Source organism: Dyella japonica A8 (genome assembly GCF_000725385.1).
Lineage (GTDB): Bacteria > Pseudomonadota > Gammaproteobacteria > Xanthomonadales > Rhodanobacteraceae > Dyella > Dyella japonica_C.
In genome coordinates this window covers 455,708-478,337 of sequence record NZ_CP008884.1, presented here as the reverse complement: position 1 = coordinate 478,337, position 22,630 = coordinate 455,708, and the positions used below count along the sequence as shown (strand labels likewise).

Below are 22,630 nucleotides of genomic sequence, written 5' to 3'. Positions count from 1 at the left end.
ACAGACACTCCGATGCATACTCCGCGGCTATCTAAGATCACCTTCCGGTATAGCAAGAGAGTAGCGACGCTCGCAAATCAGCTGAGACCGAGCATGCTCCTATCGAAAGATGGACACGGCGGGCGGTTGTGGGGCTGCCAGAAGACATCACCGACGTAGCTTTCACGCTCACCAACTCAAACGCTTCATAGCGCTCACGTATTGGCTTGCCATCTGACAGCGCGGGTATCGGCCGGCGCGATCAAACGTGTGGAGAGGCTGTGCCCAAGATTATTTGCAAAGAGTTCGATGAGTTCGAGCGCGCCATGCTGCGTATCAATGGCCGACTCACTCCTATCAAATCGCGTACGCGCGACTGGTGCCACCATTCGGTGGATTTGGGTGATGTGACCGTGTCCATAAACCAGGTGGGCAGTGGGGTCATATATCGGGGAGCGATGCAACGGGGTTTCTACGCACTATTTTGTCCGTTGACGCACGCGGGATCCTGTCGCATCTACGGTCGCGATATGGAGCCTGGGCTTACTGCTTGGTTTGTACCAGAGATCGAAACGTATAGTTACGGTAGGGAGGCTTTTCTCTGGCTCGGCATCACGCTCGAAAAAAAGCATGTCGCGCAATGGGTGGCGGAGCAAACCGAACAATTCTTGCCGAGCCTGCGGGCCAACAGAGTTTACGTGGGTAATAAGAAAGTACTTGACGCACTAATCGAATTGGTTAAGCGTGCCCTGCACGCTGACGTCACCAACCCCCTTGCGTTTCAATCCACTAGGTGCAAAGAAACGCTGAAGAGACAGGTTCTTGACGCGACCTACTTTGCGACTCTATCGGATGGGTCGAATGTTGAACGGAGCTATGGTAGGCCAAGGCTTTCTAGACGGAGCATTGTCCAAAACGCAATGAGTTTCATCGATGCCAATCTTGGCGATGGTGTCAGCCTTCGCGACTTGTGCCTCGCCTGCAGCGTTTCTCCTCGAACCCTTCACTCGGTATTCCTTGAAGAGATTGGTGTTAGCCCGCACCGCTACCTCACGCTGAAACGCTTAAGCGCTATACATAAGGCTTTGATGCGTGGACATGCCGAAGAGACGGTTGCATCGATTTGCGCCAAGCACGGGGTGTGGGACTTCGGTCGATTTGCCAACCTGTATCGGCGAGTCTTCGGTGTGTTGCCATCTCAAGTATTGAGAGGGCATTGAGTCATCGTCCATATTGCTGAAAGTCACCAAGACGTGATGTCGCCCGTCTATACCACTGATCGAAGGGCGCTATGGACCGAAAGAAAGACGCTGGAGATGACGCGGTCTTTGCCATGAAGGTGGTGACAAAGCTGCTTACTGGTAGCGCCAGTGACTACCGAAGGCGCCAAGTCGGGTGGTTACCGTTTCTTGCTTTCTAGGCATCCATTGGTTTCATCCTATGGCCGGACAGCACCCCGCCGGGGATGAGGGACTCTTTTAGTGAAGCGGGAGGAGGGCTTGTTCTTATCGCGGTGTTTATCGTCTGGTACCCCTATTTTTCGCCGTGGCCTGCTACCTATGGCTTCGGTACAGGAGAGACGAGAATCGCAGCACCATGATCGCCTTCGTGTCTATGTGCTTGCATGCTATTTCAGCAATCTATCTGTGTCATATTTTGCTATCCGCCGACATCTGATGACTCGTGGAATCGTCTGCGATCTGAGAGGTGGCATTTCTCACTTTTGTTGGATAGAGCCGGCATAAGGGCTGGCCGTAACGTCAATCTGATGTCGCTCCGAAAAGAGATGACGTTGCTTGTCACCGCAGATGGCTGTCGCCTGGGTGTGGCGGAACAGTCATGGAGCCCGAGGTCGTCGAATTCTCTGTGCCGGTTGACCCACTTCGAAGCCGCGGCACGAGAGATTCCGGTCTTCGTGGCGACATGTGCGATGGGCCTGGTGAGACAAGGCGCGACCACGCGCCTGCGCCCCTGAATCGAGAGTGGCGTTGAGATGGGTCACCGGCGACGAGGTGCTTCGAATTGGGTTCTAGCGGCCGCGACCAACGGACGGGTGCAGCATGACGTAGTGTGATCGTTAATCAAGCCCATGGCCTGCATAAAAGCGAACGCGGTGGTTGGACCAACGAACTTCCAACCGCGCCGCTTGAGTTCCTTAGACAGCGTAAGCGATGACGGACTGATCGACGCGGTCTGCGGGATCGCAGTCTCGGCTGGACCGGGCTCATAACTCCAGAAGAACGCAGCCAACGAACCTTCACGTTGCTCCATCTCCACCGCACAACGTGCATTGTTGATGACGGCTTGGATCTTGCCTCGGTGTCTCACAATCCCGGTATCGGCAAGAAGGCGATCAACTTCGTTCTCATCGAACTCCGCGATTGCACGAAAGTCGAAGTCCGCGAACGCCGCGCGGAAGGCGGGGCGTTTTGCGAGGATGGTGCGCCAACTTAGACCCGACTGGAAACCCTCGAGACTAATCTTCTCGAACAGCCGTCGGTCGTCCGCGACGGGGAACCCCCACTCGGTATCGTGGTAGGCGAGGAAATCGGGTGCAGACCCCGCCCAACTGCAGCGCGGAGCGCCGTCGGGCGCGACGTAAGAGTTCACGGCGACCTCCTATCAGCCGGCAAGGAAGGCCAGGCGAGCATCAGTTACGCTCGGCTCGATATCCAGGATCTCGGCGACGACAACGTTGTGAATCACAAACGGGTCTTCAGCAACACGTTGTTCGATCAAATGGCGCTCGGTGCCCGTCGCGATCACCGCACCACCCACACCGGGCCGGATACTGCCAACCAATACGAATGTGCCGACGTCGACACCTTGCCGGATCCACTCTTTGTGGCCGCTCATATGATCGGTGGCGGAGGCTTTGTTGTCAGAGAAGCGAAGAAGGATGAGGAACATCACTGACTCCCATTTATGATCGACGCGGGCGAACTTGCGGAGCTGAAGGCCGCTTGGTGGTAAACACTTCTGTGGCCAGCCATTGCTCGAAACGGGCAACCTCTCGGCGCACCCAGGCACGATCGCGGAAGGCGCTAGAGACGGTGGCGGTGCCTTGGCTGAACATAAGCACGTGGAGAGCTAGATCCTCGGCATCGCGAGCGCGGCCGAGCCGTCCGAACTGCACGATCAGCCAGTCGCGAAATAGCGCGAACACTGCCACCGCTTGGGCACGAGCCGGATGATCAAGCTTGCTAAGCTCGGTAGTCAGGGTGCCAACCGGGCAGCCGTGGAGTTCAATGTCGGCCGCGTTGCGGATCACGATCTCCACGAACTGTCGTACGCGCCCGAGTGGGTCCACCGATGCAGCCTCCCATTCGGCAAGCATCTCACGGGTGGCAGACAGGCGGGAGGCGATCACTGCATCGAGAATCTCGTCTTTGGTCTTGAAGTGGTGGTAGAAGTTGCCCCGGGATATCCCGACCTCGGCTGCGATTGTGGCAAATGAGGTGTGCTCAAAGCCGTGCTCATAGAACAACCGGTCCGCCGTGTCGACGATCCGCTGTCGGGTCGATGACGCCGTCACCGTGTCGGCCCTGTCTTGCCGACCATTGGGTAGTCGATATAGCCGGTGGCACCGCCGGTGTAAAACGTGGAAGTATCAGCCGCCGCAAGGGGATGTCCCTCTCGCCAGCGAGCAACCAAGTCGGGATTCGCGATGAACGGAGTGCCGAACGCGACGAGATCGGCGTGACCGCTCGTCACAGCGTGCGTCCCTGATTCGAGGTTGTAGCCGTTGTTGGCGATGTAGGTCCCTCGGAAGTAGCGGCGAAGTTGCGCGTAGTCGATTGCACGCCTGCCATTCAACATGTCACCTTCCAGCACGTGGACATAGGCCAGGCCGCGTTCGCTCAGACGCTCCATCACGTGCGCAAAATGGGCGACAGGATTGGAGTCGGACATCGAGTTGAACGAGTTCTCGGGTGTCAGCCGTACACCCACCCGCGACGACGGCCACTCTTGCGAAACCGCGTCAAGTACCTCGCCGAGCAGACGCATTCGATTCTTGATCGTGCCGCCGTAGTAGTCGAAACGCTTGTTTGAACCGTCCCGAAGGAACTGGTCCAGCAAGTAGCCGTTTGCTGCATGAACCTCGATCCCGTCGAAGCCAGCTTCGCGAGCCCGTGCGGCCGCCGACCGGAACTGCCTCACGATATCCGGGATCTCGTCGGCGCCGAGTGCATGTGGCACGACAAAATCCAGGAAGCCCTCATACGTAACTGCCATCCCCATCGGGGCGATCGCCGACGGTGCAACGGGCACGGTGCCATTTGGTTGCAACGATGGGTGAGAGATTCGGCCGCAGTGCTGCAACTGCGCAAAAATCTTTCCGCCAACCGCATGGACCCTCTCGACCACGCGGGACCAGGACGTGACGTGGGAGTCTGCGAACAGGCCCGCCGTGAGCGGATATCCAACACCCTGCGCAGAAACAGGAATTGACTCACTCACGATTAGCCCGGCGGTCGCCCGGTGTGCGTAGTACTCCCCCTGCAACTCTGTTGCATCACCCTCCACTGAACCACGGTTCCGAGTCATTGGCGCCATCACAATCCGGTTATCGAGTCTGATCTCGCCCACGGTAGTCGGCCCAAATAGGACACTCAATTTCATGGTTCTGGCTTTCCTTGGCACCTTCAGCTAGGACGAGCATCCTATTCTCGGGCGTAGATTAGGTCAAGCGTCCTAATCGAGGTGACCGCAAACAACGTCAAGGCCGGCAGCACTGGGCGTCTAATGTCGTCGTTCCATCTCTTTGACGTACAGCCTGAGACGCACGGCTCCTTCTCGATGGAAGTCATAACCATGTGGAGCGGGTATATTCCTGGCGCCAGATTACGCCGTGGATGTGCACGTGCGAGGGCTCGCTGAGCTGACCGACGTTTTGCAGAACATTACATGTGTATCGTGCTAGGCCAGGAGCATCAAATCGTACCGAGCAGTGTGTTTCATCAATGCTCTAGTGGCATAGACGAGCCATGCATGGACTTGCACAGCGGCACTGGTACTTGTGCACTAAAGATGTAACGTCATTCCACGTGGATCCGCAGGATCACTATTGCCTCAGTGCTTGAGATGGCAGTACACCGAAGACTCGGCGATACAGACTGGCGAATCGACCAAAGTCCCATACCCCGTATTTGGCGCAGATCGACGCAACGGTTCGATCTGTACCGCCGCGGGTTAAGGCTATATGTATGGCACTCAAGCGCTTGAGCATGAGATAGCGGTGTGGGCTAACACCAATCTCTTCAAGGAATACCGAGTGAAGGGTTCGAGAGGAAACTCGACAGGCGGCGCACAGGTCGCGCACGCTGATGCTATCGTCGAAGCTGGCGTCAATAAAAGTGGCCGCCTTACGGATGATGGCCTGCCTGGAAAGCCGGGGGCGGCCATGAGACCGCTCATCGCTGGGCCCCACTGACTGGACGGCGAAGTAGGAGGCATCAAGAACCTGTTCCCTAAGGGTTTCGAGGCATCGGGCGGGTTGAGCTGCGAAGGGATCGATAGCATCAACGTGTAACGCACGTTTAATCAAATCGGCCAGTTCATCGATCATTTTCGTGTTTCCAAGGCCCACCCTGTGAGCCTTGAGGCCTGGCAGAAAATTCTCGGGCTGTTGCGCTACCCATTGCAGGATATGCTTTTGCTCGATGGTGATGCCGAGCCAGAGCAATGCTTCTCTACTGTAGCTATATGTTTCGACGTCAGGCACAAACCAGCCAATAAGGCCTGGCTCCATTTCTTGGCCATAAATACGACACGAGCCGGGTCGCGATAGTGGGATGAAGAGGCTGTACGTTCCTTTGTACATTGCTCCGCTATGAATGGTCCCACTGCCCAGCTGGTTTATGGCGATTGTCACGTCGCCCAAGTCCACTGAGTGATGAAGCCAGTCATGTGTGCCCGGTTTGGTGGGAATGAACCGGCTGTTTATCCGGAGCATCACGCGCTCAAACTCATCGAATTGGCTACAAATTATCTTGGGCATGGCTCAGTCCCCCTTTTACACGTCCGGCCGGCTTGGACGATGAGAGCACTTTGCAACCCAAGCTCAGCTGGCTGGTCGTGAATGGGCACGATGCAACGCTTGCTACGCAGATGCTTTCTCGGTACTCGCACGGTTTCAATCATGTGCCAACAGCTTTCGACGCCGCAGTACGCTTGCGGGGCAATCAGCTGCTCGACAGGGTAGATTGTGGTGGATCACAAGGTCTTGATCGCCTTGATAGGTTGCACAGCGCCTCGCTGCTGTTGTCCATGCTCATCATGAGCATCTCTGCTGCGCACTCTTAGTCACAAGCGGTTGGTGCCGCGTACAGGGATGACCCAAGAAGTGCCTGCTCAAGTGATGATTCGAGATTGATTACACAAACCTCGCGCGGTGCATGGTGCGAGACGAAATTGCCAGGGCTGCGCTAAGGGTCACTCCCACTGACCGTCCGTTTGAAACGATTTCAGTGAATTTAGGATGATTTTCGCTCCGTTACTTTTCTACGTAAATTGTGCAAAAAGTGCGTTTTACCTCGGAAAAAAACGTTTTCATGGGATTGGGGTGAGGGCGTGTCCGAGAGTTGTGGTCTCGGCCCGCCCGAGGCGCCAATTGGTTTCATTTGTTATGGTTTGAGGGCTCAACGCCAGCCTCTCACTTGGGCTGAAGGCATGGCTCTCGCAGCCGTTTGGATCCCCGACCCCTGGATGGTCACGCACGCAGCCGTTCGCTCTCACCCTCTTTAGCGTGTCGAGGTGGAAGAGCTCTTGTTTAGCCGTTCAACACGGTGCGGTTTTTCGCCAGCGGCCCAGCTGAGCGAAGCGTATGCCTAGGCTGTTCTGCTCCCGTGATTCGTGCGCTCGGCAATTTGTCGACGTGAGTGGCGCGATCGGCCGCTCGCGCCTCCAGTTAGTCACTAGGGGGCGTGCCGTCATCGTGACTGTGCATCGAGACAGCACATGCGAAGTCATCGCATCGATTCGGACACATTTAGGAAAGTTCTAATATCAACGCTGCGCACGCAGGGCATAGATTGCCGATTGGGGGAATCCAAATGATGCTGATCAAGCCGCGCTCCTTGGAGGAGTGCGTCGGGATAGTGTTGCCAATTTGGCTTCTCCCTTAGGCGAATTTCGATGAATCCTGAGGAGGGTGTCATGCGCAGAGTGCTATTGGCAGGCCTATGTTTGATGGCAAGTGGGATTTGCTCAGCCCAAACGCAGGAACTAGTGGGGCGAATTTCGACGGATAAGAGCTTTCTCCAGAGCGTAGATCGATTCTATCCAGCGGACCTTCAGAAGGGTGCCCTGAATTCAGCGGGAACTACGGGAGGCATTTGGCTAACTACGCCGGATGGTGGGCGTCTCTTCGCGAGCACTGTTCGCATTGTTCAGCATAAAAGTGGCGACAAGACGTTCTTTGGCAAGGTGATGACAAACACTGGCGAGCGAAGTGTTGTGATTACCTATGGCAAAGAGGCGATCTTCGGTTCGCTCGTGTCGCCGGCGGGCAGGCCACTCAAGATTGTGACGCAACACGGTTCAACCTATCTCACTCAGCGTGACGATAGGGCGGCGGCGGCACATCCTGAAGCGTTTCTTCCTCGCTCGCAGTCTGATGGAATTCCTGCGCCGCCGATCTCAGATAAAGATCGTGCCAAGGCGAAATCGCGCGATGCCGCAGTGGCGGCGGATGCTGCAACAAGTTCCGGAAGTTCAAGCAGCTCCGCTACCTCGGCTAGTTCTGCCGGCTCCACAAATTCTGGAGGCTCGGTCAGTTCTGGTCCCGTCGTCAGCGTTCTCGTGGGATATACGCCCGGCCTGGTGACTTCGATTGGTTCTACGACGGCTGTGGTTACCGAGATTGAACAGCTAGTTTCCGACACCAATCAGGCGTTAACAGACAGCCAGGTCAACGGGCAGATAAAGCTCGCTGGCACGTTGGAAGTCAATTATTCGGACGGCAGTCAAAACAGTCAGGCGCTGGATGATCTGAGAGGCACATCGCCGACGAGTCCTCTCGCTGCGTTGCATGGGCGGCGTAGAGCTTTGGGTGCCGATTTGGTTAGCCTCATTCGTCCCTTCAATTCAAGTCAAGGAAGCTGCGGAACTGGATACCTCAATGGGAACAATGAGGCTCCGTTTACCACGGCTGACGAAATCGATGGATACTCGGTTGTGAGCTACGGTAGCTATACAGTCTCCAACACCACTTGGTATTGCGATGACTACACGTTTGCACACGAGTTGGGTCATAACATGGGTCTTGCGCATGACCAAGCAGACGCCTCGTCGCCCGGAGCATTTCCCTATGCTTATGGATGGCGCCAGACGCTAGCTACCGGCAGCTTCCACACGATTATGGCCTATGGAAAGGATAACGAGACGTTGTCTCCCTACTATGCCAACCCTGCCATCAACTCCTGCAACGGCAATCCATGTGGCGACCCCACGGTGGCGAACCAGGCAGAGGTTCTCAACCAAACCATGCCATATGTGGCGGCCTTCAACGAGCCGGGTGAGCCGGCCATCGACCTCAATGGTGACGGCGAAGGGGATCTGCTCTACCAGAACACCTCAACTGGGCAATTCGCCTACGTGTGGTTGGATGCAGGTCAAGGTGCTGCTTATGGTAGCAATGCGAGCAGCATACAATCGTTGCCATCTGGTTATTCCATTGTGGCCATGGGTGACCTTGCAGGTAATGGCCTGACCGATCTGGTATTGAGCAACTCCTCCAACGCCATCCTATTTCTGATGAGCAATGGTGATGGTACGTTCACCAGTGTTGCGGGACCTAACGTTCCCGCCGGCTTTCGGATTGTCGGGGCAGGTGATATTAACGGCGATGGATACGCCGATCTTGTCTTCGAGAACGATACAACGCATCAAGTTCAGTACTGGTTGATGAATGGCACGGCAAGCACTGCTATTCATACCTTGAACTTCCCAAGTGGCTGGTATGTGATGGGTATCGATGACCTCTGGGGTAACGGTCGAGCTGATCTAGTCTGGTCTCATGGAGCCAATGGCGTTTACGTCACGGAGATCAATGACGACTACTCGCTCAATCAGGCCTCAACCGGTGCTAGTTACGGTCAAGGGTGGAGGTTTGTAGGTAGCGGCGACGTCAATGGCGATGGATACGCGGATCTGATTTTCGAGAACGATACGACGCATCAGATCGAGTACTGGTTGATGGATGGTGCGACACGTAAGAGTTATTTGGACTTGTCGCTTCCATCGGGTTATGAGGTTGCTCTAGTCAACAGGCTTTCAGGGGGCACGGTGAGCCTTCTGTTGACCAGTAACGCCCGTGACACCTATGTGTGGCAGAACGATGGCCATGGCAATTTCAGTTCATCCACGATATCGGCCTTTCCTGCGTCTAGCGCGGGCACTTACTACGCCAACTATCCTTCAGGGTGGAACATTGTTTCCAGCACGCCCGCGCAACCGTGAAAACGCCTAGCGCATATTAAGGATGGTTCTCATTCATCATCACAAGTCCTCGGCTTTAGTGGCTGATCGAGATAGAGATTCATTGCAACATTTTTAAAGCGGAGCCCGGTGGAGTTAAACCCACCGGGCTCTGCTTACCGGTAGTTGCCAACAACGAATTTTCAGGCTAACTGAAGATGAAGTGGCTCCGTTGATTCGAGCCATATGGAGTTGGGGCTTGGCTCCACTGCCAGATGCGACGTTTCCGGTTTGGTGGCCGTTCCGGCTCGTGAAACTTCCTGATGTCAAACGCTCGCTCCAGCTGCGTCAAGTGGTCGATCTGCTCGCCGGACTGACGGAAGAGGTTAGGCCTTATTGCAGGCCGGATCGCGCTGACGAGGCTTGCTGGAGCGCTCACTTAGTAACGCATAAAGGTGGGTAGCTTGCCGCAAGCTGTTGCCGCGGAGCCGCCTGAGCAGATGGGCGATAGCTTGACCACCGGATCCGCCGTCCACAAGGTGGAAGAAGAACGTCGCGGCTATGTTCTGTAAGATCATCACGGGGTGTCGGCGGTTGGGCACCGAGTTACAGACACAACAGAACATGCTCGTACGCGATCCCCCAAGAAACTGTTATATGTACCGTTGCTTCAGTAACAGCATGAGTGTCGGAATTTCCAGGCACACGGTCATAAGACAGCCGGTGGGAGGCCACCACGTATAGCGGATACGCAGGAGTGTAAAGCAGATTGCAACGATGCTTAGGCTTGCGATAGTCAGTAAGCGCCCGCCCGTGCGAAGCATTTGCACTTCGTATAGCAGTAACGGCACGCCAAGCATGCAGACCGATAACAGCCATTGAGCGAGCAGGCTGAGCGGCGTAACAAAGATGCCTCGCCTGGCAGACTCCAGCACGTTTGCCTGATATTCGACGCCCGGCATGCGTGAGTAGGGCGTTTGAATAGTGTCGCCAAATCCGTTCGCGGCCGCGCCTATCAGCACCCAATGGCCTCTTAGTACCGTGTTTGGCACAATGCCATTGAGCACATCGACATAGGAAACCCGACCAAACGTTCCAGCGGGGCCTGCATAGCGAAGCAAAGCGTAGTTGTCGCGTACCCACAAATAGGGCGATGCGTTGTTGGCCTGTGGATTGCGAAGGCCTGGCGGTTCGATAGCGGGCTCTGCGCTATCCAGTTGCTTCAATGCCAGCGCGATTGACGGCCAGTAGGCGCCTCCAAGACCCGCTTTCAAATAGACGCCTCGAACAAGCGCATCGTCATCCTCGGCCACATCCACATGACCAAGCGCGGCAACATTTTTGGCAAACAACGGGATGGGAAGAATCTCTTGAAGCGTTCCGTTGAGACGAGTGACTTCTGCGTACACCGGCATAACGACCTTTCCATTGCGGCGAATGGCATCCGCGAGCATGAGATCATCCCGGGAATGGCCGCTCTCTGGCGTGGACATGATGATGTCCATGCCAACACCACGAACATCGACCGCGGTTAATTTGTCTATCAGGCGAGCATGTATTGATCGATGCCATGGAAATTGACCCAATTCGTCGATGCTTTTCTGATCAATGGCAACAATGATCACGTCGTCGCTAGGCGTGAATCCCCAGTATCTGGCTTGCATATCGTAAATGCTGTTGTCAAAAGACGTGGTCGAGTCGTTGATGAGCAGCACTGTGAAAAGGCCGATAGCAGCCATAAAAACGATAGCCCTAGTCAACCAGGACAGCGCATTGCCTAGCATGGATGGCTCGCTATCACTGGCTGCTGGCCACGATGTGGAAGCCTCATGGAAGCGATGATGGAATCATCACAGAAGCACCCATAGAAGCACGACGCCGCCCCCGATGGCTGTGACCCGACATGCCATGCAGGAGACGCGGACTTTTTGCGTGTCACTCCATGGGCCAGCGTAACCGTCGGTATCAATGACTTGCAGCCGCATATACCACGTTCCGCCACCTGGCTTGGGAATATCGAACACATTCTGGTCCAGTTCTTGATCCAGTTGCGGGTGCTCGAACCGCGGATTGCGATCCAGCTGGACGTGGTAGCGATAGCCCAGTCCGCCACGTTGCCAGCCGATGCGGACTTTGCCTTTAACCAACGTTGGTTTGTCCATTTGTGGCGTGGACGGCTCAGGGACCAGGTCAAATGACATGGGGTTGCTGAAAGGCCCAAGCTTGCCGCTATGATCGCGGCTTGCTATCCGCCAGTAATAATGACCAAACGGAAATGCTTGCGGCGCCTGAACGCTTTTGCCGGTGAGCGCTTCCTCACTCGCGAGTATTTGAGAGAACCGCACATCGCTCGCGAGCTCCCAGAAATAAGAACTGGCCTGCTGGTTCTCGGTCCAGCTGAAGCGTGGGCGCCTCTCACGCACTTTGGAATCAGGAAGAGGGAAGATTACCAAGGGGGGTTGTGGATGAGCGCTAGTGCGAATGGTGCAGACGGCATCTAGTCCCTCCAGCAGTGAATGATCGATGCCACGCACCTGCACTACATAGTCGCCATCCGGGGCATCTGGCAGGTCGGCGTGCAGGGCGTCGGTGATGCGGTCGATCAGAGGTGTTTGGTAGCCTTGACCGGACGTCATTTGGACGCGGTAGCTCTTTGCCTCACTGAGCGCGTCCCACTCGATCGGATAAGGTAGCTGACTGATCGGTTGGGACGGGCAGTGAAGCACGGGAGCTTGCAACTGCGATTGCGCATGTGACGGCGGGCTTCCTTCGGCAACCGTTATACCCATGCCGTAGCCAACCAGTACGTGAGCGCGATGGGATGCCACGTCGACGCGCCCGGTAAGCACCTCAGTTTGCGACTGATCAAGATTGGTGGCTACACGAAAATGAGTGCCACGGACGCTGGAAATGGATCTAGGATTCGTCACGATGAAGTGTGCGCCGGATCCCGTCATGGGGGTCACTTCAGTTGATACGCGTCCATGTTGCAGGCGCAGCCGAGTATCCACCATACCCGTCTGGCCATATGCGCTCATTTCATCAAAATCAAGCTGGCCACTTTCCTGAAGTAAAAGGTGGGATCCGTCGGCAAATTGAAGCATAACGCTGCTGTTCTCGTCCGTGGTCAGACTCGACCCAGCCGTGAGTGGCATACCTACCGTTGCAACGGCCGTTTGCTCTTGACCGGCTAGTCGCACGTGAGCGCTGCCGCTTAGGGCGACGACGGTGGCGCTTGCCGGTTGTACACGCAACCAGGCGATCGGCACGCGCAGGGTCATGCCTGGAGGGAGATGAAGGGGGTCGGAAACTTGGTTGTAGTCTTGAAGCTTCTGCCAAGGAATCTCGGGTTTGAGATACCGATTAGATAGATCCCAGATATTGTCGTGCAATCGAATTCGATAAACCCAATCGGAAGTCCACGCCGTTGGAGCTATCGCCGCTAACAATAGAACAGCACACAGACGTTGCAGAAGCAGCTTGCCACGCTTGAGATCCATCGTTGCCTCGTGTACCTCGCGCAGTGATGGCACCGCGCTGACGAAACGCCCCCGTTCGTCAGAAACCAGATTCAAATGGATCGCCTCGGTCCTGAGGTGTCCGCTTTGAGCTGATAATTGGATGCTATTCTGAGACACCCAGTTTGGAATACCAACAGATATCCGGCAGTTGCAGGCTTCTAACGGCTCAAACGCTGACTGCCCGCGCCTCAAGCTTGGCAAGGGTTTGTCGTAAGTCCTTTGCGTAAGCCGGCAACTTACGCAGGGCACCCGCTTTGTCGCTCTCCACAAGGTCCCTCATCAGACTCCGGCCGTCTTCAATGACGCGATCGCTTGTAAATAGTTCGAGCACGCCCACTAGGTGATGTATGGCCTGCATCGCCTGAATGGCATCGGCATTGATAAATGCCAGATCGATCTTGGCTATATCCGAACTGCCTGTTTGAAGCAGTAGCTTAAGCATATCGGCCTGAAGGCTCTGTAGGTCTGCCGAAGTGGAACCGTTTTCTTGCGACGGTGTCGATGGCTCCGAGGAAGCGCGGTCAATGGTCAACGATCCATTCATCCAGGCCTTGAGCTTCCTGTCGAGCTCTTGCAGTTGCACTGGTTTGCTCAAGTAGTCATCCATGCCCGCGGCGAGACAGCGCTCAATTTCGCCATCCAGCACATTGGCAGTCATAGCGATAATGGGAATTCGTGCCTGCAAGGCATTCTTGGCTTCGTGGCCCCTCCATTCGGAGGCCAGTTGATAACCGCTCATTTGTGGCATCTGGCAGTCGGTTAGTAGGATGCCGTAACCGCCATGGCATAAGGCGTCGTAGGCAAGCTTTCCATCGCCAACAACGTCGCATGACCAGCCAAGTAAGGTGAGCTGGCGTCGGATAAGCGACTGGCTGATGGGGTGATCTTCTGCGACAAGAATGCGACTTCGAGCCCGCACGATGGTGTCGCTTCTCGTTGCGAGGACGACCTGTTCTTCTTCATCAAAATGTGGACTTTCCCTGCCGAGCGCCAAAAGGCAAGTGCGTAGAACGGCCTGCCATTTCAGCGGATTCACACTCAGAACGATACGATCATCGCCTTCCTGCAATCCACGGAAAACATAGGGTTGGGTGTCGACCTCGATAACCTTGGTGGCCGTCCTGGTACGAATCTCCTTATCGGACGTGGCCACAAATAGCAGGTCGGCCGCTATACCGCTACGCAACGGCTGTGAGGGCGGTATCTGCTCGACCGTGAGACCAAGTGCCTTCAAATGGGCGGTCAACCCTCCCGCAATGCCAATTGAACTCAATCTGACAATGGCATGCCGATTCACCAAAGTAGGGTGGCGATCAATCCCGCGGCGAGCTATCGGTAGTCGAAGCTCTATTGTGAATGTGGTGCCTTGTCCAAGGCTGCTGTTCATCTCGATGGTGCCACCCATGAGCTGAACAAGGTGCCGGCAGATAGATAGTCCAAGCCCAGTCCCGCCGTAACGGCGCGTGGTCCATGACTCGGCCTGCGAAAAGGGAGTAAAGAGATTTGTCTGCTTGTCGTCGGCAATGCCTATTCCCGTGTCCGCGACGATCAAACACACACGCTGTGATTGGCCGTCGTCTCCCAGCACGCGAATGCCGACAAAGATGCTGCCGCGCTCGGTGAATTTGATTGCATTGCTGAGGAGATTGAGAAGTATTTGGCGAATTCGTACGCTGTCACCGAGAAGCCGTCCGGCTAGCACCGAATCCGCATTGACCTCGATTCGCAATCCCTTTTTATGCAAAGAATTCGCCATCACTCCGACGACATTGTCGATCAAGGTCCGGGGATCGAAGGGCGCGCTGTCTAGGTGAAGGTTGCCGGCCTCGAGCTTAGAGAAGTCCAGTACATCATTGAGGACTTGCATCAAAACGCTCGCGGAATCTTTCACGGCGTAAAGAAGTTCGTGCTGCTCAGTATTGACGGGCGTATGTTCGAGCAGTTCGATCATGCCGAGAACGCCGTTCATGGGCGTGCGAATCTCATGACTCATCATGGCTAGAAAGCTAGCCTTCGCCTTCGATGCCCGTTCGGCAGCGTCACGCGCTGAGCGAAGCGCTTCATTGTGCGCATTGATGCTCGTCGTATCTATGAAATAGCCGACCCATTGCATGCCCCTGTTGGGAAGCCGACGCGCAACCATGACCAAATGGATCCAGCGCAACCCCTCGGCGCCATAAGCGCGAAAATCGAACGTGGTGGTACCAGTGTGTCTGGAGGCACGGTGTATAAGATGCTGCAAAGCGGTCGTATCCTCGGTATGGATGCGATCATGGAACGGCCAGTCGCGCAGGATGTCTGACTTTTCAACCAGATCCGTTGGACTTAGACCAAACAGCGCACCAAGGTTACCGGCAATAAATGCAAGTCGTGACAAGCGGTCGCTATCGCGCTGCACGACGAAAACGACAACCGGCATGCGTTGAGTGATCTCGCGAAGACTTCGCTCGGTGGCAAGCGTGCTAAGTTCGATCTCTCGGTATTGGGTAATGTCAAGCAACACACCCACGGAACCGATCGAACTTTCGCCCCCAAGGCGGACGGGTGACTCGATAAGCAGCCCATTGCGCTGCCGGCCATCCAAGCTTTTGTAATCAATCTCGCAGTGTTGTGTCTGGCTGTTGCATATCACATCCATCGATAGCTGATGAATCTTGCGCTCTACGGATACGCCGTCTGTCATGTCTTGAAGGCGGTGGTCGTGTAGATCAAGGCTAGTTCGTCCGATCATCTGGAACGGCTCGATACCTAACCGAATTCGACAGGCCTCATTAAGCCTTAGGTAGGCGCCAGCAGCGTTCTTTTGCATAACAGGAAATGGGATGGCGTTTAGCAGACTCTGGTATGACGTTTCGCGATCGCGTGACGAGCCTTCGGCTTTTGTCAGTCTATAACGAAGACCATAGATGACTCTTAGGAGGAGGAGAGACAGTAGGCATGACAGTGTCAACAGGCCCGCCAAGATGTCAGCCAATATCGATCCGGCCGATTGCGATGTCAGCCAGCTGGGATTGAGAAGATCCAAGAGCGTTGAAGTCATCACTGTGACCGTTCATCTGGATGCGCCGCCCGACCATTGGCAAACGTGCGCTCCATAATGCTCTTTTACTGAAGTAGGTCAATCGGCTTCATCGCAGACCGAAAGTGTTTGGTGTTGCGCAACGCGAAGGTCGATCGTCAGGACGAAGAAAGGGATGCAATCCAGGGAAGCGAGCTGTCTATCACTGGCTCGAGTATTTGCACTTTTTACGTTGATGCGTGATCGCCGCATTGAGCATTGTTAGGTCGACCGAGTGAACAAGACAATTCATGCTGCAGAAGCCTCGTGCATTCAGGTGATGGACCGGAGGTCTTCCTTGCGGTGGCTACGTATATGTGCTTTTTTTGCGAGACGAATCAACAACGACTCGAAACCGTGCATTGAGCAGGCTAGTGGCGATTAATTGGTTCGCATCCAAGCCCCCATTCCGATAGCCATCGATCTGGCTCGCCCGATGTTCAGATTGGAGCGATTGGGCTGGGTGCGCACGTATCACGGAACGCCAAGCAGATAAGGGCCAGCTGAGCTTCCATCCAAATCTTTCGCCGTTTGGCGCGAATCGGTCATGGGCCGTGCGTGCCAAGGCCGATGAGGTCTTTGGTTGGCGTCATCGAAAGCCGCTGCATACGGCTAGACCTGTTAAGCACTTGACGTGCATCGCGTCGATTCTGATGCCCTGACGGAACGGGCGCTATGGCGCTTCGCTAGGTTCGTCTGACTGCCCTTTCGATGCCTGGCTAGTACTGCATGCATCCAGAGGAAGCGGAATTGAGAATAATCAGATTCGTTTAACGCGCCACAAAAATTGCGAATTCTCTGATTTGTTCATCGGACACATCTGAATAGTTTGTGCCTAGCGTTAAGAGAATACGCTACGGAGTCCTGCAATGACGCACGGCTATTGAGCTAAAGGGCGGATTTCACGAGCTCAACGGCGGTTATTGGGTGGATCGGCGCAGATTTAACGATTGGCCGCGTAAATGCCTTGGATCCAGGTCACCTTGCGAATCGTGTCACCAGGTGACCCTCGATGCAGGCATACCGGTACTTGGGGGATGCCATGAATCGAATCTATAAGCTTGTCTACAACCGAGCGCTGGGTCGCATCGATGTCGCTTCGGAATTTGCGAAATCTCATTCATGCGTAGGCTATGCGCAAGGTACGCGTGGGGCTGGCATTGGTGCGACTCGCGTCTTGGTATCAGCAGTGGCTGCGGCGCTCACTTACTTTGGGGCTGGGTCCGCAGCAGTCGCGAGCGTCGTTGGCAGCGCTTCCGGGCTTGCAGCTGCCAATAATCACAACCAGACAACAGAAGCGGGCGTTGGCATCACCCAAGCTGGCCAAATGGGTGTGGCCTTTGCCGGCACTAGTGCATGCGCTGTACTTCAGGGAAGCGCGACAAATTCTTCGCCACTTACTGCGTCGGGGGTTTATGGGACGGGTGCTACGAATGCCAATGGGCTTTATGGTCTGGCGCCGCAAAAAACTCCTCTGGACTATACCGGCTTTGGCAATGGCGGTAACTACAACTCAGGCACCGGTACACCCGGCATTCAAAACTGGGAGGGTCCACAGGGCCTCGGATCACTCAACAATCCCAGCTACCTCTTCTATGTCACCAATGCACAGGTCAATGGAGCGGCTAACACATATGGTTTGATGAACAACGGGACGTATGCGCTTGGCCTCAACTCCTTCGCCGTCGGTTGTGGATCTCAGGCACTTGGAGCGGGCTCCAGCGCCGTTGGATATGGGGCCATCGCGACGGGCACCGGGGCAAACGCGCTTGGCATCAACGCCACGGCAACTGGTAACGGTTCGTTTGCGGTTGGCGTGCAGTCCTCTGCGGCAGCGCAGGACGCCATTGCGCTTGGCACGCTGGCTAATGCATCCGCGACCGGTGCCCTTGCCCTAGGTGATCAATCGGCAGCCAGCGCGGCAAATTCCATTGCCTTGGGCGCATCATCCATCGCCAACGTGGCGAATTCGGTTGCGTTAGGGGCGTCGAGTGTCACTACGTTAGGCACCAACGTAACAAGCGCGACCATCAATGGTGTCACATATGGAGGCTTTGCAGGGACGACGCCTGCGACCGCGGGTGTGGTGAGCGTCGGATCCGTTGGTAGCGAGCGTCAGATCCAGAATGTAGCAGCTGGGCAAGTGACGGCCACCTCGACGGATGCCATCAACGGTTCTGAACTCTACGCCACGATCAGCACGACAACGAGCACTGTAACGGCGCTATCGACCTCTGCATCGACGGCGATATCCACGAACACGAGCAACATCGGGTCGCTGTCAACGTCGACCTCAAGTGGCTTGAGTGCTGCGACAAGCGGCATTGCTTCGCTGTCAACCGGGGTGAGCACTACCAATAGCAATGTCACGGCGCTTTCGACATCGACATCATCGAGCATCTCGGCGAACACAAGCAATATTGCGTCTCTATCGACATCCACGTCAGGTGGATTGAGCACTGCAAACAGCGGTATTACATCGTTGTCGACGGGCCTCAATGCGACGAATAGCAGCATATCATCGTTGTCGGCATCGACATCATCCAGTATTTCAACCAACGCCAGTAGCATTACTTCGCTGTCGTCTGGCCTAAGTACCACTAATAGCAATGTCAGCGCTCTCTCGGCCTCGACCTCGTCGAGCGTTTCCGCGAATGTCAGCAGCATTGCGTCTCTGTCGACTTCCACCTCAGGTGGGTTGAGCAGCGCGACGAGCGGCATCGTCTCCCTGTCGACCGGGATGAGTAACACGAATAGCAACTTGACTGCGCTATCGACATCGTCATCGGCGAGTATTGCGTCGGCTGATAGCAATATCGTCTCGCTATCAACATCCGCATCGAGCGGCCTGAATACTGCGACTAGCGGCATCACGTCGCTATCGACAAGCCTGAGCGGTACTACTAGTAACGTGGCTGCTTTGTCGACGCAAGAGGCGACGGATGTTGGCTCGCTATCAACAGGCTTGAGTAATACCGATAGCAACCTGACGGCGCTGTCAACGTCGACATCGAGCGGCTTGAGCAGCGCCAATAGTGGAATAACTTCACTATCTACAGGCTTGAATAGAACCAACGGTAACGTGAGCGCTCTGGCGAGCAGCCTGGCTAGCACCGACAGCTTCGTGCTTTCTCTTTCGACCCAGGAGGCTACAGATGTTGGATCGCTGTCGACGGGATTAAGTACAACCAATAGCAACATAACGTCATTGTCGACGGGTTTGAGTAGCACCAACAGCAACCTTGCATCACTGTCCACCTCGGCCTCGTCGTCAATCGCCACGAACGGAAGTAACATCACGTCGCTTTCGACGGGATTGAGCACGACCAACAGCAATGTAGGCTCGCTGTCGGCAGGATTGAGCAGCACTAACAGCAATGTGGCGTCGCTCTCAACGGGTTTGAGTTCGACCAACAGCAACGTTGCATCGTTGTCAACGGGGCTGAGTGCCACAAACAGCAACGTCGCGTCGCTGTCGACCTCCACGTCGTCCTCGATTGCGACGGATCAGAGCAATATCACGTCGCTATCGTCGTGGTTGAGCACGACCAGCAGCAATGTGGGCTCGCTATCGTCGGAGTTGAGCACGACCAACAGCAATGTGGGCTCGCTGTCGTCGGGATTGAGTACGACCAACAGCAATGTGGGCTCGCTGTCGTCGGGATTGAGCACGACCAACAGTAATGTGAGCTCGCTGTCGACCAGCTTGAGCGGCACCAACAGCAATGTGGCGTCGCTCTCAACGGGTCTGAGCGCCGCCAGCAGCAACGTCGCGTCGTTGTCGTCGGGGCTGAGCACGACCAACAGCAATGTGGGATCGCTGTCGACCGGCTTGAGCAGCACCAGTAGCAGCGTCGCATCACTGTCGACATCCACGTCGTCCTCGATAGCGACGGACCAGAGCAATATCACGTCGCTGTCGTCGGGGTTGAGCACGACCAACAGCAGTGTGGGCTCGCTGTCGACCGGCTTGAGCAGCACGAACAGCAACGTGGCGTCACTGTCTACCTCCACGTCGTCCTCGATTGCGACGGACCAGAGCAACATCGCGTCGCTGTCGACGGGACTGAGCACGACCGATAGCAATGTGGGATCGTTGTCGGCGGGCTTGAGCAGCACGACCAGCAACGTGGCGTCGCTGTCTACCTCCACGTCGTCCTCGATTGCGACGGACCAGAGTAATATCACATCGTTGTCGTCGGGGTTGAGCACGACCAACAGCGGCGTTGGCTCGCTGTCGGCCGGCCTGAGCAGCACGAACAGCAACGTGGCGTCCCTGTCGACCTCTGCGTCGTCCTCGATAGCGACGGACCAGAGCAATATCACGTCGCTGTCGTCGGGGTTGAGTACGACTAACAGCAATGTGGCGTCGCTCTCGACGGGTTTGAGCGCGACCAGCAGCAACGTCGCATCGTTGTCGACAGGGCTGAGTGCAACAAATAGCAGCGTCGCGTCACTGTCGACCTCCACGTCGTCCTCGATAGCGACGGACCAGGGCAATATCACGTCGCTGTCATCGGGATTGAGCAGCACTAACAGCAATGTGGCGTCGCTCTCAACGGGTTTGAGTTCGACCAACAGTAACGTTGCATCGTTGTCAACGGGGCTGAGTGCCACAAACAGCAACGTCGCGTCGCTGTCGACCTCCACGTCGTCCTCGATTGCGACGGATCAGAGCAATATCACGTCGCTATCGTCGGGATTGAGCACGACCAACAGCAATGTGGGCTCGCTGTCGTCGGGATTGAGCACGACCAACAGCAATGTGAGCTCGCTGTCGACCGGCTTGAGCGGCACCAACAGCAATGTGGCGTCGCTCTCAACGGGTCTGAGCGCCGCCAGCAGCAACGTCGCGTCGTTGTCGTCGGGGCTGAGCACGACCAACAGCAATGTGGGATCGCTGTCGACCGGCTTGAGCAGCACCAGTAGCAGCGTCGCATCACTGTCGACATCCACGTCGTCCTCGATAGCGACGGACCAGAGCAATATCACGTCGCTGTCGTCGGGGTTAAGCACGACCGACAGCAATGTGGGATCGCTATCGACCGGCTTGAGCGGCACCAACAGCAATGTGGCGTCGCTCTCAACGGGCCTGAGCGCGACCAGTAGCAACGTTGCGTCGTTGTCGACGGGACTGAGCACGACCAACAGCAATGTGGGATCGCTGTCGACCGGCTTGAGCAGCACCAATAGCAATGTGGCGTCGCTCTCAACGGGCTTGAGTGCGACCAGCAGCAACGTCGCGTCGTTGTCGACGGGCTTTAGCACCACCAGCAGCAATGTCACATCGCTATCAACGTCGACGTCTTCGGCAATCTCCACGAACACGAGCTCTATCGCGTCACTTTCATCGCTGACATCAAGTGGCTTGAGTACAGCCAGCAGCGGTATCACGTCGCTTTCAACGAGTATGAGTGGCGTTGTGAATAACGTCACATCTTTGTCGACGGGATTGAGTGCCGCAAACAGCAATGTGAAATCGCTATCGACCTCGGTTTCGACCGGTATATCCACGAATGCAAGTGACATCCAGTCGCTGTCTATGTCGACGTCGAGCGGATTGAGTACAGCCAATAGTGGAATTACATCGCTGTCGACTGGACTGAATACGATCGGTAGCAATGTCAACTCGTTGTCCACATCGACAGCGAGCAGCCTGAATACTGAGAGCAGTGGTATCGCTTCGTTGTCGACGGGATTGAGAAGCAACAACAGTGCCGTCGCTTCACTGTCGACAAGCGTAACCACGACCAACGGCAATGTAGCCGCACTATCGACGAGCCTGGGCGCCACCAATACGAACGTCAACAGCCTGTCTACCAGCGTGTCCACGGCATCCGTGCAGATCCAGGCGCTCGTGAATGGCCAAGCGGGTGTTTGCACGGTGAGCAATGGCGCTATGACGTGCTCTGTGATCGGGCAACAACCAGCCCGTGCCAGTGGGATGGGTGCAGTCGCGCAAGGTATCGCCGCCAATGCAAACGGCTCAGGCGCAATAGCGGTGGGTCAGTCGGCGCAGGCCACTACCAGTGGTTCGGTGGCTATAGGCCAGGGCGCTCAGGCCACAGGAGATCCAACCGTGGCGATAGGCAATAACGCCGTAGCCAGCGGCGCCAATAGCGTAGCCCTGGGTGCCAATAGCGTGGCCGCGGGTGCAAATAGTGTAGCGCTTGGTGCAGGCTCGGTGGCCAACGAAGCCAACACGGTTTCCGTTGGTTCCGCCGGCAATCAGCGCCGCATCACTAACGTGGCTCCAGGTATCAATCCCAATGATGCGGTCACTTTGGCGCAGCTTCAGCAGGCAACGGGTAACGCCACCAATCTGACTACCACTGTCAACAATCTGGCTCGCTCCACCTATTCAGGCATAGCCATGAGCGGTGCGTTGGCCGGCATTCCGGCCGTCGGCAAGGACGATCGATTCATCGTCGGCGCAGGTGTTAGCAAATACGCCGGATATTCGGCGGTGGCGGTAGGAATGGGTGCGCGCATTGGTGACAACATACAGGCAAAGTTTGGTGTCAGTGCGGGAGACGGTAACCATGTCATGGTGAACGCGGGCGTCGGAATTTCGTGGTAATGCTGGCTTATGGCGCAAGGCTACAGGGTTCGTTTGATCGTGCTATCCAACACAAGTCCTTGGAATGTGCGT

Annotated in this window: 14 protein-coding genes and 1 pseudogene; 4 read left to right on the top strand and 11 right to left on the bottom strand. The window is 55.9% G+C overall.

Annotated features, from left to right (window positions below; all coding sequences use genetic code 11):
• The first annotated feature begins 260 nt into the window (after positions 1-260).
• Positions 261-1,199: a helix-turn-helix domain-containing protein gene (locus HY57_RS01980; protein WP_019464415.1), complete on the top strand. Its 939-nt coding sequence runs from the start codon at positions 261-263 to the stop codon at positions 1,197-1,199.
• Between the two features lie 778 nt (positions 1,200-1,977).
• Here the strand turns inward: HY57_RS01980 and HY57_RS01975 are convergent.
• The 5 genes from HY57_RS01975 to HY57_RS20725 all read right to left on the bottom strand — a co-directional run bounded on the left by HY57_RS01975 (position 1,978) and on the right by HY57_RS20725 (position 5,980).
• Positions 1,978-2,589 carry a DNA-3-methyladenine glycosylase I gene (locus HY57_RS01975; protein WP_019464414.1) on the bottom strand — a complete coding sequence of 204 codons (612 nt, stop codon included), beginning with the start codon at positions 2,587-2,589 and terminating at the stop codon, positions 1,978-1,980.
• Between the two features lie 12 nt (positions 2,590-2,601).
• Positions 2,602-2,889: a YciI family protein gene (locus HY57_RS01970; protein ID WP_019464413.1), complete on the bottom strand. Its 288-nt coding sequence runs from the start codon at positions 2,887-2,889 to the stop codon at positions 2,602-2,604.
• Positions 2,890-2,902: 13 nt separating this feature from the next.
• Positions 2,903-3,514, bottom strand: coding sequence for a TetR/AcrR family transcriptional regulator (locus HY57_RS01965; RefSeq protein ID WP_019464412.1), 612 nt, complete (start codon positions 3,512-3,514; stop codon positions 2,903-2,905).
• Positions 3,511-4,602: an alkene reductase gene (locus HY57_RS01960; protein ID WP_019464411.1), complete on the bottom strand. Its 1,092-nt coding sequence runs from the start codon at positions 4,600-4,602 to the stop codon at positions 3,511-3,513. Before HY57_RS01960 ends, HY57_RS01965 begins: the two co-directional genes overlap by 4 nt.
• Positions 4,603-5,044: 442 nt before the next feature.
• A complete protein-coding gene (locus tag HY57_RS20725; RefSeq protein WP_019464409.1) occupies positions 5,045-5,980 on the bottom strand; it encodes a helix-turn-helix transcriptional regulator in 936 nt (311 codons plus the stop codon).
• A gap of 1,157 nt (positions 5,981-7,137) precedes the next feature.
• On the opposite strand from HY57_RS20725, the gene HY57_RS21085 reads away from it, so the two are divergent.
• Complete coding sequence (locus tag HY57_RS21085) at positions 7,138-9,441, top strand: reprolysin-like metallopeptidase (RefSeq protein ID WP_144240750.1); 2,304 nt, start codon at positions 7,138-7,140, stop codon at positions 9,439-9,441.
• Positions 9,442-10,052: 611 nt separating this feature from the next.
• On the opposite strand, the gene HY57_RS01945 is transcribed toward HY57_RS21085, so the two are convergent.
• The 3 genes from HY57_RS01945 to HY57_RS01935 all read right to left on the bottom strand — a co-directional run bounded on the left by HY57_RS01945 (position 10,053) and on the right by HY57_RS01935 (position 15,960).
• Positions 10,053-11,183, bottom strand: a complete 1,131-nt coding sequence (locus HY57_RS01945) for a CHASE2 domain-containing protein (RefSeq protein ID WP_019464407.1) — start codon at positions 11,181-11,183, stop codon at positions 10,053-10,055.
• Between the two features lie 66 nt (positions 11,184-11,249).
• Positions 11,250-12,974 (bottom strand): FecR domain-containing protein, encoded by a 1,725-nt coding sequence (locus HY57_RS21080; protein WP_144240749.1) that lies wholly within the window; start codon positions 12,972-12,974, stop codon positions 11,250-11,252.
• Between the two features lie 112 nt (positions 12,975-13,086).
• The gene (locus tag HY57_RS01935; RefSeq protein ID WP_019464404.1) at positions 13,087-15,960 is read right to left on the bottom strand and encodes an ATP-binding protein; all 2,874 of its coding nucleotides are present in this window, start codon (positions 15,958-15,960) and stop codon (positions 13,087-13,089) included.
• 1,030 nt (positions 15,961-16,990) lie between these two features.
• On the opposite strand from HY57_RS01935, the pseudogene HY57_RS22265 reads away from it, so the two are divergent.
• Positions 16,991-18,166 (top strand): annotated as a pseudogene (locus HY57_RS22265) (ESPR-type extended signal peptide-containing protein); the annotation flags it as partial.
• Here HY57_RS22265 and HY57_RS22020 read toward each other — a convergent pair.
• The 3 genes from HY57_RS22020 to HY57_RS22010 are packed head-to-tail and all read right to left on the bottom strand — an operon-like array spanning position 18,163 to position 21,414.
• Positions 18,163-19,464 carry a hypothetical protein gene (locus tag HY57_RS22020; protein ID WP_019464402.1) on the bottom strand — a complete coding sequence of 434 codons (1,302 nt, stop codon included), beginning with the start codon at positions 19,462-19,464 and terminating at the stop codon, positions 18,163-18,165. The pseudogene HY57_RS22265 and the gene HY57_RS22020 overlap by 4 nt on opposite strands.
• A 21-nt stretch (positions 19,465-19,485) precedes the next feature.
• Positions 19,486-20,628: a hypothetical protein gene (locus HY57_RS22015; RefSeq protein WP_235186603.1), complete on the bottom strand. Its 1,143-nt coding sequence runs from the start codon at positions 20,626-20,628 to the stop codon at positions 19,486-19,488.
• A gap of 21 nt (positions 20,629-20,649) precedes the next feature.
• A complete protein-coding gene (locus HY57_RS22010; RefSeq protein ID WP_235186602.1) occupies positions 20,650-21,414 on the bottom strand; it encodes a hypothetical protein in 765 nt (254 codons plus the stop codon).
• Here HY57_RS22010 and HY57_RS22005 point away from each other — a divergent pair.
• Positions 21,401-22,558: a YadA family autotransporter adhesin gene (locus HY57_RS22005; protein ID WP_235186601.1), complete on the top strand. Its 1,158-nt coding sequence runs from the start codon at positions 21,401-21,403 to the stop codon at positions 22,556-22,558. The genes HY57_RS22010 and HY57_RS22005 overlap by 14 nt on opposite strands.
• The last annotated feature ends 72 nt before the right edge of the window (positions 22,559-22,630 follow it).